At 47.2% G+C, this 13,329-nt stretch carries 18 protein-coding genes; 4 read left to right on the top strand and 14 right to left on the bottom strand.

Annotated elements, in window-relative coordinates; translation table 11 throughout:
- Nucleotides 1-51 precede the first annotated feature (51 nt).
- Nucleotides 52-480, top strand: coding sequence for a hypothetical protein (locus K9J17_09475; GenBank protein MCF8276953.1), 429 nt, complete (start codon nt 52-54; stop codon nt 478-480).
- Between the two features lie 14 nt (nt 481-494).
- On the opposite strand, the gene K9J17_09480 is transcribed toward K9J17_09475, so the two are convergent.
- The 4 genes from K9J17_09480 to rbfA all read right to left on the bottom strand — a co-directional run bounded on the left by K9J17_09480 (nt 495) and on the right by rbfA (nt 2,656).
- Nucleotides 495-791 carry a type II toxin-antitoxin system RelE/ParE family toxin gene (locus tag K9J17_09480; GenBank protein ID MCF8276954.1) on the bottom strand — a complete coding sequence of 99 codons (297 nt, stop codon included), beginning with the start codon at nt 789-791 and terminating at the stop codon, nt 495-497.
- On the bottom strand, nt 788-997 hold the full coding sequence (locus tag K9J17_09485) for an addiction module protein (GenBank protein ID MCF8276955.1): 210 nt from the start codon (nt 995-997) through the stop codon (nt 788-790). The genes K9J17_09480 and K9J17_09485 overlap by 4 nt, the downstream gene beginning before the upstream one ends.
- A 76-nt stretch (nt 998-1,073) precedes the next feature.
- The gene (locus K9J17_09490; GenBank protein MCF8276956.1) at nt 1,074-2,309 is read right to left on the bottom strand and encodes an FtsX-like permease family protein; all 1,236 of its coding nucleotides are present in this window, start codon (nt 2,307-2,309) and stop codon (nt 1,074-1,076) included.
- 8 nt (nt 2,310-2,317) lie between these two features.
- A complete protein-coding gene (gene rbfA, locus K9J17_09495; GenBank protein ID MCF8276957.1) occupies nt 2,318-2,656 on the bottom strand; it encodes a 30S ribosome-binding factor RbfA in 339 nt (112 codons plus the stop codon).
- A 127-nt stretch (nt 2,657-2,783) separates the two neighbouring features.
- Between rbfA and K9J17_09500 the strand changes: the two genes are divergently transcribed.
- Nucleotides 2,784-4,625 (top strand): ABC transporter ATP-binding protein/permease, encoded by a 1,842-nt coding sequence (locus tag K9J17_09500; GenBank protein ID MCF8276958.1) that lies wholly within the window; start codon nt 2,784-2,786, stop codon nt 4,623-4,625.
- A 1-nt stretch (nt 4,626) separates the two neighbouring features.
- On the opposite strand, the gene K9J17_09505 is transcribed toward K9J17_09500, so the two are convergent.
- Nucleotides 4,627-6,087: a hypothetical protein gene (locus K9J17_09505; protein MCF8276959.1), complete on the bottom strand. Its 1,461-nt coding sequence runs from the start codon at nt 6,085-6,087 to the stop codon at nt 4,627-4,629.
- A gap of 128 nt (nt 6,088-6,215) precedes the next feature.
- On the opposite strand from K9J17_09505, the gene K9J17_09510 reads away from it, so the two are divergent.
- Complete coding sequence (locus tag K9J17_09510; GenBank protein MCF8276960.1) at nt 6,216-7,595, top strand: T9SS type A sorting domain-containing protein; 1,380 nt, start codon at nt 6,216-6,218, stop codon at nt 7,593-7,595.
- 60 nt (nt 7,596-7,655) lie between these two features.
- On the opposite strand, the gene K9J17_09515 is transcribed toward K9J17_09510, so the two are convergent.
- Nucleotides 7,656-7,745 (bottom strand): DUF2480 family protein, encoded by a 90-nt coding sequence (locus tag K9J17_09515; GenBank protein MCF8276961.1) that lies wholly within the window; start codon nt 7,743-7,745, stop codon nt 7,656-7,658.
- A complete protein-coding gene (locus tag K9J17_09520) occupies nt 7,736-7,954 on the bottom strand; it encodes a helix-turn-helix domain-containing protein (GenBank protein ID MCF8276962.1) in 219 nt (72 codons plus the stop codon). The genes K9J17_09515 and K9J17_09520 overlap by 10 nt, the downstream gene beginning before the upstream one ends.
- 97 nt (nt 7,955-8,051) lie before the next feature.
- On the opposite strand from K9J17_09520, the gene K9J17_09525 reads away from it, so the two are divergent.
- Nucleotides 8,052-8,468, top strand: coding sequence for a hypothetical protein (locus K9J17_09525; GenBank protein ID MCF8276963.1), 417 nt, complete (start codon nt 8,052-8,054; stop codon nt 8,466-8,468).
- Between the two features lie 60 nt (nt 8,469-8,528).
- On the opposite strand, the gene K9J17_09530 is transcribed toward K9J17_09525, so the two are convergent.
- The 7 genes from K9J17_09530 to K9J17_09560 all read right to left on the bottom strand — a co-directional run.
- A complete protein-coding gene (locus K9J17_09530; GenBank protein ID MCF8276964.1) occupies nt 8,529-9,038 on the bottom strand; it encodes a DUF2480 family protein in 510 nt (169 codons plus the stop codon).
- Between the two features lie 93 nt (nt 9,039-9,131).
- Nucleotides 9,132-9,458, bottom strand: a complete 327-nt coding sequence (locus K9J17_09535; GenBank protein MCF8276965.1) for a DUF59 domain-containing protein — start codon at nt 9,456-9,458, stop codon at nt 9,132-9,134.
- Complete coding sequence (locus K9J17_09540; protein ID MCF8276966.1) at nt 9,455-9,901, bottom strand: SufE family protein; 447 nt, start codon at nt 9,899-9,901, stop codon at nt 9,455-9,457. The genes K9J17_09535 and K9J17_09540 overlap by 4 nt, the downstream gene beginning before the upstream one ends.
- Nucleotides 9,901-11,127, bottom strand: a complete 1,227-nt coding sequence (locus tag K9J17_09545; GenBank protein ID MCF8276967.1) for a cysteine desulfurase — start codon at nt 11,125-11,127, stop codon at nt 9,901-9,903. Before K9J17_09545 ends, K9J17_09540 begins: the two co-directional genes overlap by 1 nt.
- Entirely contained in the window at nt 11,124-12,302 is a 1,179-nt protein-coding gene (sufD, locus tag K9J17_09550; GenBank protein ID MCF8276968.1) for a Fe-S cluster assembly protein SufD, read from the bottom strand. Before sufD ends, K9J17_09545 begins: the two co-directional genes overlap by 4 nt.
- Nucleotides 12,299-13,054 (bottom strand): Fe-S cluster assembly ATPase SufC, encoded by a 756-nt coding sequence (gene sufC / locus K9J17_09555; GenBank protein MCF8276969.1) that lies wholly within the window; start codon nt 13,052-13,054, stop codon nt 12,299-12,301. The genes sufD and sufC overlap by 4 nt, the downstream gene beginning before the upstream one ends.
- A gap of 105 nt (nt 13,055-13,159) precedes the next feature.
- A partial coding sequence (locus K9J17_09560) for a SufD family Fe-S cluster assembly protein (GenBank protein ID MCF8276970.1) occupies nt 13,160-13,329 on the bottom strand: 170 nt, incomplete at its 5' end.

Consider the following 13,329-nt stretch of genomic DNA (forward strand, 5'->3'; position numbering starts at 1 on the left):
AAACATAATCACGTATGTTTTAAATAGAGCCAACTCACTAATTTCTTGATCATGGTGTACCGAAACAGAAAAAAATCGACAAGCAATGGGAAGTTAACGCGCAAGGCAATACCCCAAGAATTCAATACGGCTACGCTTATCCGCGATGCCATGCGCAAGACACGGATGACGCAGGCTGAAATAGCCCGCAGAACATGTCGCAATCCGAACACGATAAAGAACCTGCGTAGGCGAAAAAGCATTCAGTCGAGCATCTTGCACGAACTGTCCATTGCCATGGGTGTAGACCTTTTTCGCCCCTTAAGTGACAACCTGCCCGAGCAGATCCGCTCCAACCCGGACACGGCAAAGATTGAAGCCTTGAACGCAGACAAACTGGCCTTGCAGCAACAGATAGATGAGTTGAAAGCACAGCTTGCCCAGCTACGCGAAGACAATGGCTACCTGAAGAAGATGATCGACATTATGGCCAAGAAGTAAAACAATTTAACTCCCTAATCTCTGGAATACCATCGCTTTGGACTTCTTGACGTGTGCAATACCGCGATTATGATAACCATACGTTCTTCTATAAGGTAATGCACCAGATAAGGGAACACTTTGACCGTGGCCGTGTGAATATCTCTATATCGTTTTGTAAATAATTGAGGATTCATTCGAAGTTGAGTAAAAACAGCCCTTATCTCAGCAACAAATCGCTTACCTAAGTCTTTACTTTGTGTTTCGTACCACTCGGCCGCTTCGGTAATATCCTGTTCGGCAACACTTTCAAGTATTACCTGATAACTCATAGCTTTTGCTCGAGGTCGTCCAACGCTTCATTGGCATCTCTACCAGTACTTGGGTTTGCGCGGTAATGCTCCACACGTTCGTTCAACACACTCTTGTGCCATTCGGGAATCTCGGTTTCGCCTTCCACCTCCAACCCTAGGTTATGGATAAGCTCCATCACAAAATCATACCTGTCTTCTGGAATTCTTAGGGTCACTTGTTTCATGGTGTTGGAATTTTGCGTCTATCAAATTTAAGGAATCCATCTAGGTAGAGACGCGATGCATCGCGACTTTACAAGATCACTCCCCCACAATCCTCACCGTCTCGGCAGGGCGGATGATCTTTCGGACAGGAAGCCAGGCGGCCAGCAGTCCGATGGTGCCAACCACAAGGAAAACGGACAGCACGTCCATTGGCTGCACTTCTACCGGATAGGACTGCACGATGTAGTTTCCGCCCGAGTTGAGTTTGATGAGTTCGAACTGGATCTGTGACCAGCAGACCAAAAGTCCGAGGATGAGTCCTCCAACGGCACCGATCATGGAAATGAAGATGCCTTCGAGCACAAAAATGCGTTGGATGAGTTGCTCGCTAGCGCCCATGCTGCGCAGAATATTGATGTCTTTTTTCTTTTCGAGGATGAGCATGGTAAGCGAACCGATGACGTTGAAAATGGAGATCATCAGGATAAATGAGAGTATCATGAACACGGCCCATTTCTCGCTTTTCATGATCTTGTAAAGCAGCTCATTCTGTTGAAATCGGTCTTTGACCACGTAATCTGCCCCCAATTTCTCTTGAATTTCTTCACGAACAGATTCCATGTTGGCCTTCGGGTCTAGCGCCAATTCCAAGGAAGAAACGCGGCCTTCGTGATCAAGCAATTCGCGCACGAATTTGATCGGTGTAAGCACGTATTTGAGGTCAAAATCTGCCTGAATGGAAAACACACCAGTAGCGTAGATCTGTTTCACGTTGAATGCCTTTGTCGGGTCGATGGTGGCACTGGAACCGCGCTTGGGCACATAGATCTGTAAGGGATTGATCGGGTCGTTCACATTGGCCGAAAGATGATAGGCCACGCCCGAACCGATAAGCGCTGCCGGTGCACCATTCACATGCATGAAAGGGTCGCCATCCACGATCATGCTATCCATGTCGGTCAGTTCCAGAAAGTTGTCGGAAACGCCCTTGATGCGTGCGAAATACTGCTTATCTCGATAACGGATGAGGCAACTTTCCTCCAACACCTCCACATATCCGAGCACGCCATCCGTAGCAAGAATTTCTGCTGTGGGAATGGCGCTCAATTCAACCGTTTTCCCTTCGGTAGGTTTGATGACAATAGGTGCTTCAAACACGTTGTAAAGCGAAATCACCAATCCTTCAAATCCGTTGAAAACGGACAGCACAATAACCATGGCAGCCGTTACAACAGCCACTCCGGCCACCGAAATTCCAGAAACGATATTGATCGCATTGTGCGACTTCTTAGAGAAGAGGTAGCGTTTGGCGATATGGATCGGAAGATTCAAGAATCGGTCTATCCGCCCTTCAGGAGATTGTCAATTCGCTCAATGTGATCGAGCGAATCGTCTATGAAAAACATGAGTTCTGGAGCTACGCGAAGCTCGCTGCGTTCGTGTGCTAGGAACTTCCGTACTTCCCACTTCCGTTCCTTTATCAGGTCTACCACTGCTTGTTTGTCTTCCACCGCAAAAATGCTCAGATACACTTTTGCAACACCGAGATCGGGACTGACCTTCACGTCTGTTACGGTTATCATACCACCTTTGGCGTATAACGATGCATTCCGCTGAAAGTAATTGCCCAACTCGCGTAGGATCACTCTCGAAACCTTTTTCTGTCGCGTTGTTTCCATTGGTACAAAAGTACTCGCTATAACAGGCAAATCCGAAAAAATGAAAATCCGAAAAGAATGACCGATGGCCGTCTCTCCACGCCTTTGGAGGGGTTGGGAGAGGCTCTTCTAAAAGTATATTTGCGCCATGCAGAATTATTGGGGCATCATCGGGCTTCTCAAGAATTACAAAGGACACGTGCTTACCGTGGTGCTTTTCAATATTCTGTCGGTGGTGTTTTCGCTGTTCTCACTCACGATGGTGGTTCCGCTGCTTGGCGTTTTGTTCGGCATTCAACCCATTGTAACGGTTAAACCTGCCTTCACACTCAATCCAAATGCACTGATAGACCGCTTCTATTACGAAGTGAGTCAACTGATCCTGAATGATGCGGGCGAAGTGACCGTTGAAGGTCAGATGCACGCGTTGGTGTTCATCTGCATCTTCGTCATCATCACCTTCTTTCTCAAAAATCTGTTCCGCTATTTGGCGCTTTACGCAAGCGCTCCGCTTAAGAATGGCGTGGTGCGCGACATCAGAAACAGCTTGTATCATAAGGTAGTGAACCTTCCAATCGCTTATTTCTCTGAAGAGAAAAAAGGAGACATCATTGCTAAAATGACCAGCGATGTGCAAGAAGTGGAAAGTTCCATCATGAGTTCTGTTGAAGTGGTTTTCAAGGAGCCATTCGCCATTGTGTTTTTTCTTGGAACGTTGGTGGTTTGGAGTCCCGAACTGACCATGTTTGTGCTCATTCTTCTACCCGTTACAGGTCTTGTAATCGGTCGCATTGGTAAGAGTCTAAAGAAATCTTCCAAGAAGGTTCAGAACCAAATGGGCGTGCTTGTTTCGGCCATGATCGAAACGCTTTCCGGGCTGCGCATCATCAAGGCATTCAACGGCATCGAATCGTCCATTCAGAAATTTCAGCATCAGAATCAAGAATACATGAACCTGAAGGTCAGAATGACCCGCAAGCAGCATTTGGCCAGCCCACTGAGCGAGGTTTTGGGAACACTGGTGATGGTGTTGGTCATTTACCGCGGTGGCTCTTTGGTGCTTAGTGGAGATGGCCTAACGGCCGATCTGTTCATTGGCTACATTGTGGTGTTCTCGCAACTGATACAACCTTCCAAATCGTTGACCTCTGCCGTGTACATGATACAAAAGGGAATGGCAGCCGTTGAGCGCATCGACACGGTTCTGGAAGCGAAAGAGACCATTCAGGAGAAACCAAACGCCATTGGGCTTCCTGCATTTGAAAAGGAAATTGAGTTTCGTGATGTGAGTTTTTCTTACGAGAACGGAGTGAACGTTCTGAAGGGGATAAACCTCATCGTTAAGCGAGGTAGAACCATTGCCATAGTTGGTCCTTCGGGCGCTGGAAAAACCACACTGGTAGATCTGCTTCCGCGATTTTACGACCCTACGGCAGGTGCTGTTTTCATTGATGGAATTGATATTCAAGACGTGCGTGCTTGGGATCTTCGCGCTAAACTTGGAATTGTAACACAGGAAGCCATTCTCTTCAATGATACGGTGTTCAACAACATCGCTTTCGGACTGACTGGTATTACAGAAGCCGAAGTGATCGCTGCGGCCAAAGTGGCCAATGCGCACGATTTCATTTCTCAATTGGATAAAGGCTATCACACCAATATTGGCGAAGATGGCGGTAAGCTTTCAGGTGGACAGCGGCAACGAATCAGCATTGCACGCGCCATCCTGCACAATCCACCGATTTTGATCTTGGATGAAGCTACTTCGGCTTTGGATGCCGAAAGCGAAAAACTCGTTCAGGATGCGCTTTTCAAGTTAATGGAGAACCGCACTTCGTTGGTCATTGCGCATCGTTTGTCCACCATTCAGTTTGCTGATGAGATCATTGTGATCGATGAAGGACAGATCATTGAGCGAGGTAATCATACAGGTTTAATTGCTCACAATGGTGTTTACAAGAAGCTGTATCAGATGCAGGCGTTTGTCTGATTCAGACCTTGAACCGCTTGACCCATTCCCCGAAATCGAATAGCGCGAACAAGGGCTTCTCTTCGGGTTTATCTCCCAACTCAGAGAAATCCTGATACAACTGCAGCCATAGTTTTTTCAATTCAAAAGAATCGGCCCGAAGCAAATCGCCATAATGCTTCAACGTTCGTTGCGCGGTAGCTGAACCAAAACCTCGCGGATCACGCTTCTGGCTTCGCAACAACGATTCTACAAGTTCAAGGTCATCTAATTCATAACGAACGATGATGTTTAAGATTGAAGCTAGTTGCCGTGTCAGCATACTCGCCTCACCGGGCATATCAATGATGGCGCGTATCCATTTGGTACAACGTTGATACTCACCGGCCATGACGTGCAACACCATTCCGTTGTAAAGGAAAACCAAACGGAACGGCTCTTTCACGGGTGCAAAAGCTATCCTCACCTCCGCCCAAAGTTCATCGGCCCGTTTTGCTCCATCATTGAAACGCTGTTCGTGGAAATAGGCTTGCAATTCGTGGTTAGCAGCATAGACGGTCGTAAACTCCTTCACGTTCGCCAGATCTTTGAAGATTGGGGTCGATGGTGCAGCACGCAGTTCGTTCAGCCAATCGGTGAATTCGGGCGTAAAACCTTTTGCCGAGAGTTTACTGACGTAGCTGTTCAGTCGGTTGAAGTAATCCTGCGCGCGACCTGCCGCCAATGCCGGATTGCTACGCAGCAATTGCAACGATTGCAGATAGCTCTGTTCCGAGGCATCGCTATTCAACAAAAGCGAATGGCAGATACCCCAGAACGTGTGGAAATAGTACTTGGAAACAGGTGTCATGGCCCGTTCCATATCATTCACCAACCGATGCTGTATCAGTTGTTCAAGTCGCTCCCGCTCTGCCTCATCCCTCACCGAACCCGAACCCAAACGGATGTCGAGTAGCTCGCGGATGAGCGCGTAATAGGCCGATTCGTTCAGCATGTTGTTCAGATACTGCTGCTCGCGCGCCAACAGCTGCCGATTCACCACGATTCCATCGCCATATTGCATGGTCTTGAGCAACTGAACCGCTAGCAACGCGGTGTTCCAGAAAAGGCCATCTGCTGCCCGTTGCTCCAGTTTTTTCAGCAGTTCCACGGCATCATCGGTGCAACCGTGCGCGTGCAACGTGCCAGCTTTTCGGATGCCATGCTCTACGGAATTGCGTTCTCCGCTTTCGCGACCGAAGTGGACCAACGCATCCAATATCTGGTGTTTGAGGTGATTCTTGGTTACGGGCAGGTTAGCGGCCCACTTTTCTGAGCCGTATCGTTGGCGTATGTCATTATCGGCCAACTGTGGGTCTTTTGCCAACACTTCGAACAGCGACAAATGGTTGGCACCATCGCCCCCACGCTGGGCATAAAGTCTGAAATACCGCTTTTCAGAAGCCGTCAGACCTTTAACCAGTTTTCGCAGTGAATCGTCCATTTTGTGTAAGGAACGAAGATAGAATTCAGTTAGATGATTCGCTCCAGACCTTTAATGTTTGTAAAACTCTGTTTTTACAGAATAATCCGTCTGAACGTATTTCGGGATTGAATTCCAACTCCTTCAACATGAAAAAATATCTACTCTTCCTTTTGCTTGCTTGCGCTGGTTCGGCCAATGCGCAAACGATCGCTGCCGGTAACGGCCACACCGTTTATATCTGCCCCACTGGTTCGGCCGTGTCGGCCGGGCGCAATAATGCCGGACAATTGGGCTGGGGTCAGTTGCTCTCGCTAACAAACGTAACGGTCGATGTTCAGAACCTGACCGGCATTGCGGCTGTTTCGGCTGGCGATGAGCACACACTTTTCCTGATGGAGGATGGAACGGTTTACGCCTGTGGCCGAAACTGGGACGGCCGCCTCGGATTGGGCAACTATACGGGTACAAATGTTCCGCTACAGATACCCGGTCTCACCGACATCATTGCCGTTTCGGCCGGGCATTTCCATTCGCTGTTCCTCAAAAGCGATGGCACTGTTTGGGCCACGGGCGACAACTACTACGGTGCGCTCGGCAATGCCAGTACCACCACAAGCAACGTTCCGGTGCAGGTGGGCATTTCGGGAGTAAGTGCCATTGCTGCAGGTTCGTACTTTTCATTGTTTCTGAAGCCCAATGGCGAGGTGTGGGGCTGTGGCTACAATCAGGACGGGCAGCTCGGTACGCAGAACTACAATAACGCTGATGTACCCGTTCAGATGGTTGTAAGCAGTGTGGAAAAGATCGCTGCAGGTCTCGCGCATTCAATCATGGTGAAGTTCGATGGCACGGCATGGTCGTGTGGGAGAAACGATCTGGGGCAGCTCGGACTGGGTGGTTTCGGAGGTGGCAATACGCCCACCGTGCTTGCCATTGGTCTGGGCTCGGTAAGTGCCATCAGTGCAGGTTGGGGTCATTCGGTGTTCCTATTGAATGACGGATCGGTCTATACCGTTGGCGATGACCTGTTTGGCCAATTGGGCAATGATGCGCTGTTTGAAGGAAACGGATATGTGCAATTGGTGAGCGGGTTGAGCAACATCGTTGAAATTGCTGCAGGTGGCGACATTAGTCTTTTCCTAAGATCGGATGGCGCCTACTTCGGCTGCGGAAATAATGATTCCGGTCCGTTGGCAAATGGAACCAATGGTGGTGGCAACTATGAACCTGAACCGATCGAATCTACAATAGCCTGTGCCGTTACTTCGGTTGATGAACCCATGGAAGCGTCTTTCGACCTTATGTGCTACCCGAATCCGGCCGCTGATGTTGTAACGGTTGTTGCCAATTCAGATGCTGACCAAACGCTAGAGGTTTACGATGCCATGGGAAGAATGGTGTTCGCAATAAAAATGAAACAACGCACCCATGTTCCGTTGACCGAACTTCCAGCGGGTGCTTACCTGATTCAGGTAATGGATCTGGAAACAGGCAAGCGTACTTCCAGCAGGGTTTTGAAGCTGTAAGTTTCTCGGTTTAAGGTTCAAAGTCAACGTTACTTTGAACCTTGAACATTAAACCTTGAACTACTTCTTAAACAGCGGCACCGTACTACAAGCCTCACCAAACATCACGGTTTTGGCTATTGGTCGGAGTTTAGTCTCTATCACATGAATAGCTCAATAAGTCCCATTTCAAAGCCTTTAGCAATCTTCATAAAAGTGGATATACGTGGATTCGCCTCGCCTTTTTCAATTAGATGAAGTTGTGTTCGACTCATCTCACAGTCGAATGCAAATTGCTTCTGATCAATGCCACGTTGCTCACGCAACGTCCTGATGCGCACACCTAATCTTTGCAACACTTGTCTTTCGGCAGAATCCACCTTCCGAAAGAGAGGACTTTAGCAAAAACACTTGTTCGTTATGACGAACATTCATTATCATTGCTGAACAAAATGAATGATTCCAAATATCTCAACCATGAAAAAAGCAATGATGATGGTCGGTATTGCTGCTGTGATGCTGACAACTACAACAGGATGTAAGAAAACCTGTGATGACTGGTATGAACTTGAAGATAAGGACTGCGTGGAAATGCGGGAGAAGTTCTACGGTTACTATGTAGGCGTTTATACGCAGAATGGACAAACGTCCAACGGTGCGTTGGAACTAAGTGAGCTCTCTGGAAATGTGCAGCGTATCCGATTGACAGGTAGCAGCAATTACTTCGAACTTACAGGCTCAAATTCATTCGACATGCCGCTTCAACAAGTGGTTGATGTTCAAACCTACACAATGGAAGGTTCTGGTTCTCTTAGCGGGAATCAGATTACGTTCAATGCAACTCAAACGCTAAATGGCCAAACAGTTATCTTGAATTTTACTGGAAGCAAGTAATATCAGACCGATCAAAATGAAAGAAACCCCGCCCCGTGCGGGGTTTTGTTTTTGTGGTGGTTACTTCTTAAAGATCGGCACCGTACTACAAGCCTCACCATACATCACGGTTTTGGCTACTGGTCGGAGTTTAGAGACAAATTCAACGTAGGCTGAAGTAGGTACAGGATACTTGCTGCAACCTTTCACAATTACGCGTTCATCACGGAATTGCTCTAAGTCGAGATTGGCAAGCGATTCTTGGTACAGAACGGTTTCCAAGGTTTCGGGAGTTCCCATCACCACTCGCTTTGCAACTGGTTGCAAATACGTAGCTGCAAGCATGAATGCCCATTGCGGCACAATGGCATCGGCCGAGCATTGAATGTTCACGAAAGCATATTGAAACGCGCTCCAATCAAGGTTTTTCAATTCTTCGCGGTAGTCCTTTTCCCGTAGGATCAATCCTTCAAACAAAAAATCTTTTAGGTCGAATGTAAGACGAGTACCAACTTGGTAAAGGTCTTCCAAGTTGAAGGTAATGAGGCTGCTTTCGGCAACCTTGTTTCTTATTTCGCTTTCTTCAGTCATCCTTCAAGCCATTTATAAAATCCTCCGCCTCGTTCCTCGGCACCTCCTTTTAAAGGAGGAACCGCCCCCCTTTGGGGAGGTCGGAGGGGCTCTTTACATAAAACCAAGTTCAAGCAAGGCCGCTTCACTCATCATGTCCTTATCCCAAGGTGGATCGAAAGTGAGTTCTACTTTTCCGCTTCGCACACCTTTCACCCCACGCACTTTTTCTTCTACTTCCAAAGGCAGGCTTTCTGCCACTGGGCAAGACGGAGAAGTGAGCGTCATCAGTACTTCTGCATGCGCGTCATCGTTCACTTTCACCTCATAGATCAATCCTAATTCGTAAATATCCACAGGAATTTCCGGGTCGTAAACCGTTCTGATCACATCAATGACGCGCTCTTCAATCTGCTTTTTTTCTTCGTTCGAAAGACTCATGACGGGTTGTTCAATTGGGTTTTGAATGCCAATGCATACAATTTCATCTGCTTCACCATGCTTACCAATCCGTTGGAACGCGTTGGAGAAAGATGTTCTTTCAATCCGATCTGATCGATGAAAGAAAGATCGGCATTCACAATCGCATCTGGTTCTTCATTCGAAAGCACGCTGATCAACAGGTTGATGATTCCTTTAGTGATGATGGCATCGCTATCGGCCGTAAAGATCACTTTGCCATTTTCCAGTTTGGCATGTAGCCAAACGCGGCTCTGACAGCCTTTGATCAACAGGTCTTCTGTCTTCAAGCCCTCCTCGATCAATGGCAATTCCTTACCGAGTGAAATGATGTGCTCGTACTTATCCATCCAATCATCAAAAAGTGAAAACTCATCAATGATCTCTTGTTCCTTCCGTTCAATATTCCCCACAGTTCCTACCATTAAAACATTCGTTTTACGCGTTCTATTCCTTCAACAAGCCTGATCACCTCTTGTTTTGTGTTGTATACCGCAAACGAGGCGCGCACGGTTCCTGGCACTTCAAAGAAATTCATTACCGGCTGCGTACAGTGGTGTCCTGTTCGCACTGCAATTCCCAATTTATCGAGGATCACACCAGTATCATACGGATGAATTCCATCCAGCACGAACGACACCAGACCAGCTCGTTCCTTAGCAGTTCCAATGAATCGAAGGCCTTTTATATCGCGCAGCTGACTGACCGCAAAGCGCGAAAGTTCTGCTTCGTGCTCACCGATAAAATCGTAGCCAATGCTGTTAATGAAATCGATGGCCGCTCCCAGTCCAATTCCGCCTGCAATGTTGGGTGTTCCAGCTTCAAACTTATGAGGTAATTCGTTGTAAGTCGTCTTCTCAAAGGTCACATTCTTGATCATGTCACCACCACCTTGCCAAGGCGCCATATCATTCAGCAACTCCTCTTTCCCGTATAGAATTCCAACGCCTGTTGGGCCATACATCTTATGGGCTGAAAAGACATAGAAATCGCAATCGAGTTCTTGCACATCCACCGGAATGTGATGAATCGCTTGTGCACCATCAATCATCACAGGAATGTTCTGCGCATGCGCAATATCAATCATTTCCTTAATCGGATTGATGGTTCCTAAGGAATTGGATACATGCACCAACGAGATCAGCTCCGTTTTCGGACCGATCAGTTTCTTAAACTCTTCAATATCGATTTCACCTTCCTTCGAAATCGGAATCACTTTCAGAATGGCGCCTTTACGCTCGCAGAGCATTTGCCACGGCACAATATTGCTGTGGTGTTCCATGGCGGTTATCAGAATCTCATCGCCTTTGCGAACCAGATTTTCCCCAAATGAACTAGCTACGAGATTGATTCCGCCTGTTGTTCCAGAAGTGAAAATCACTTCGTGATCATATTTGGCGTTGATGAACTTCTGTACTTTCTTCCGAACATCTTCATACGCAGCAGTTGCATCCTGACTTAAGGTGTGTACGCCACGGTGAATGTTGCTATTCTCGTACTCGTAGTAATGCGAAATCGCATCGATGACCGACTGCGGCTTCTGCGAAGTGGCGCCATTATCCAAGTAGATAAGTGGCTTCCCATTCACCTCTCTTTTCAGGATCGGGAACTGGGCTCGGATGGCTTCAATATCGGTCAGCAGTTCGCTCATGCACGCATTTCTTTCAGCTTCGCTTGAATTTTCTCTTCGAGAATGGCACGTAATTCTTCGTTCGAAATGCTATTCAGCACTTCACTTGCGAAAGCTGTCAGTAACAAAGCCGTAGCACCGAACTCATCCAAACCTCTGGCGCGAAGGTAAAATACTGCCTCTTCATCCAACTGTCCTGTTGTACTTCCATGCGAACATCGAACGTCATCGGCATAGATCTCCAACTCAGGTTTTGAGTTCATTGTTGCCTCATCAGACAACAGAATATTGTTGTTTGATTGATAGCCGTTGGTCTTCTGCGCATCGCGATGAACGAACACTTTCCCATTGAAAACACCCGTTGCGTTTCCAGAAAGAATACCGCGATAGGTCTCGTTGCTATCGCAATGCGGAACGAGGTGATCGACATGCGTGTGATTGTCGAACAATTCGTTGCTATTGATCATGTAAAAACCGTTCAGATGTGTCTCTACATTTTCGCCTTTTAGGCGGATGTTGAGGTTATTTCTGATGAGTTTTCCGCTCAGTTGAATGCAATTGGTGGTGAAATTCGCATCGCGCTCGCAACTCACTTCTGTGGTTGTCATAAGGTTTCCTCTTCCAACTTCTTGAACGAAATTCAATTCCAGTCGAGCATTTTTTCCAACCAAAACTTCAGTTGCGTGATTAAGCAACGAGCTTTCAGCTCCCGAACCCAAGAAATGGTATTGACATTTCAAGGATGAATTTTCTTCGAGAACGATGAACAGACGAGTCGCTGTAAATTCACCATCCAGCAAATCAACCACTTGGTTCAACACCAATTCTTCCTCAAGGTGTGTTCCTTTTTTCACTCGGACAACCAGAGCTTTGCCGAACAAAGCCGTGTTCAATGCCGCGTGTGCTTCTTTGCTGTGAATTCCGCTTAACCCGATCAATTTCTCATCGTCAGACCAAGTTATTTCAAGACCGGAAACCTTGGAATTTGAAATGCTGCATTTGTCAGAAACGAAAAGCAAACCATTGTCAAACAAGCGCTTAATATTGGTGTATTTCCAAAGCTCGTGCTTCTTGGAAGGAATACCGTTTTCAGCTAAAAAACCTTCGGCTTCCGAACGAATGACCTTGTAAGTAGCTGGACTTTTTGGCCCAGCCACCAAATCACTCAAAATCGAAGTTGTCATCGCTTCGCTCATGCTTCAGCCAATTCTTCTTTGATCCAATCGTAGCCTTTCTCTTCTAGCTCAAGCGCCAATTCTTTTGTGCCCGAACGTACGATCTTTCCGTTGTACAGAACATGAACAAAATCAGGAACGATGTAATCCAGCAATCGCTGATAGTGGGTGATTACGATAAAAGCGTTGTCTTTCGTCCGCAATTTGTTCACTCCACTTGCCACAATTCGCAACGCGTCAATATCCAAACCGCTGTCCGTTTCATCCAAAATGGCCAATTTGGGATCAAGCATCGCCATCTGAAAAATCTCGTTTCGCTTCTTCTCTCCTCCAGAAAAACCTTCGTTAACCGAGCGTCCAGCTAAGTTTCCGCTCAACTCTACCAATTGCTGTTTCTCTCGCATGAAAGCGAGGAAATCCTTCGCATCCAACTGCTCCAAACCACGATGCTTACGCACTTCGGCCACCGCATTTTTCATAAAGTTGACGTTGCTCACGCCAGGTATTTCAACTGGATATTGGAACGCCAAGAACAGTCCTTCACGGGCACGTTCTTCAGGAGCCATATCCAACAGGTCTTTTCCATTGAAATCAACTTCACCACCCGTCACTTCGTAGCTTTCATTTCCCGCCAACACGGACGCCAGAGTGCTTTTTCCCGAACCATTCGGTCCCATAATGGCATGCACTTCGCCCGGATTTACGCTCAGGTTAAATCCCTTGAGGATGTCTTTCTCCTCAACGCGGGCTTTCAGATTTTTTATACTTAACAAGCTCATTCGTTTATCTTTTTAACCGCGGAGACACAAAGTTTTAGCAAAGGGCGCGGAGTATTTTTTGCGAACTCAGCGCTATCTTGGCGTCTTTGCGGTTCATTATCATCCAACACTTCCTTCCAGCGAAATCGCTAGTAGTTTCTGCGCTTCCACGGCAAATTCCATTGGAAGCTTGTTCAACACTTCTTTACAATATCCATTCACGATAAGGCCGATGGCCTGCTCGGTGTCCAAACCACGCTGATTGCAGTAGAAGATCTGATCTTCTCCAA

It is taken from the genome of Flavobacteriales bacterium (assembly GCA_021739695.1).
Lineage (GTDB): Bacteria > Bacteroidota > Bacteroidia > UBA10329 > UBA10329 > UBA10329.

What these genes read in the sequence shown, in the direction of transcription:
- K9J17_09475 (MCF8276953.1), top strand. Translation starts at nt 52, where the DNA reads ATGGTGTACCGAAACAGAAAAAAATCGACAAGCAATGGGAAGTTAACG.
- K9J17_09480 (MCF8276954.1), bottom strand. Translation starts at nt 791, where the DNA reads ATGAGTTATCAGGTAATACTTGAAAGTGTTGCCGAACAGGATATTACC.
- K9J17_09485 (MCF8276955.1), bottom strand. Translation starts at nt 997, where the DNA reads ATGAAACAAGTGACCCTAAGAATTCCAGAAGACAGGTATGATTTTGTG.
- rbfA (MCF8276957.1), bottom strand. Translation starts at nt 2,656, where the DNA reads ATGGAAACAACGCGACAGAAAAAGGTTTCGAGAGTGATCCTACGCGAG.
- K9J17_09500 (MCF8276958.1), top strand. Translation starts at nt 2,784, where the DNA reads ATGCAGAATTATTGGGGCATCATCGGGCTTCTCAAGAATTACAAAGGA.
- K9J17_09505 (MCF8276959.1), bottom strand. Translation starts at nt 6,087, where the DNA reads ATGGACGATTCACTGCGAAAACTGGTTAAAGGTCTGACGGCTTCTGAA.
- K9J17_09510 (MCF8276960.1), top strand. Translation starts at nt 6,216, where the DNA reads ATGAAAAAATATCTACTCTTCCTTTTGCTTGCTTGCGCTGGTTCGGCC.
- K9J17_09525 (MCF8276963.1), top strand. Translation starts at nt 8,052, where the DNA reads ATGAAAAAAGCAATGATGATGGTCGGTATTGCTGCTGTGATGCTGACA.
- K9J17_09530 (MCF8276964.1), bottom strand. Translation starts at nt 9,038, where the DNA reads ATGACTGAAGAAAGCGAAATAAGAAACAAGGTTGCCGAAAGCAGCCTC.
- K9J17_09535 (MCF8276965.1), bottom strand. Translation starts at nt 9,458, where the DNA reads ATGAGTCTTTCGAACGAAGAAAAAAAGCAGATTGAAGAGCGCGTCATT.
- K9J17_09540 (MCF8276966.1), bottom strand. Translation starts at nt 9,901, where the DNA reads ATGGTAGGAACTGTGGGGAATATTGAACGGAAGGAACAAGAGATCATT.
- K9J17_09545 (MCF8276967.1), bottom strand. Translation starts at nt 11,127, where the DNA reads ATGAGCGAACTGCTGACCGATATTGAAGCCATCCGAGCCCAGTTCCCG.
- sufD (MCF8276968.1), bottom strand. Translation starts at nt 12,302, where the DNA reads ATGAGCGAAGCGATGACAACTTCGATTTTGAGTGATTTGGTGGCTGGG.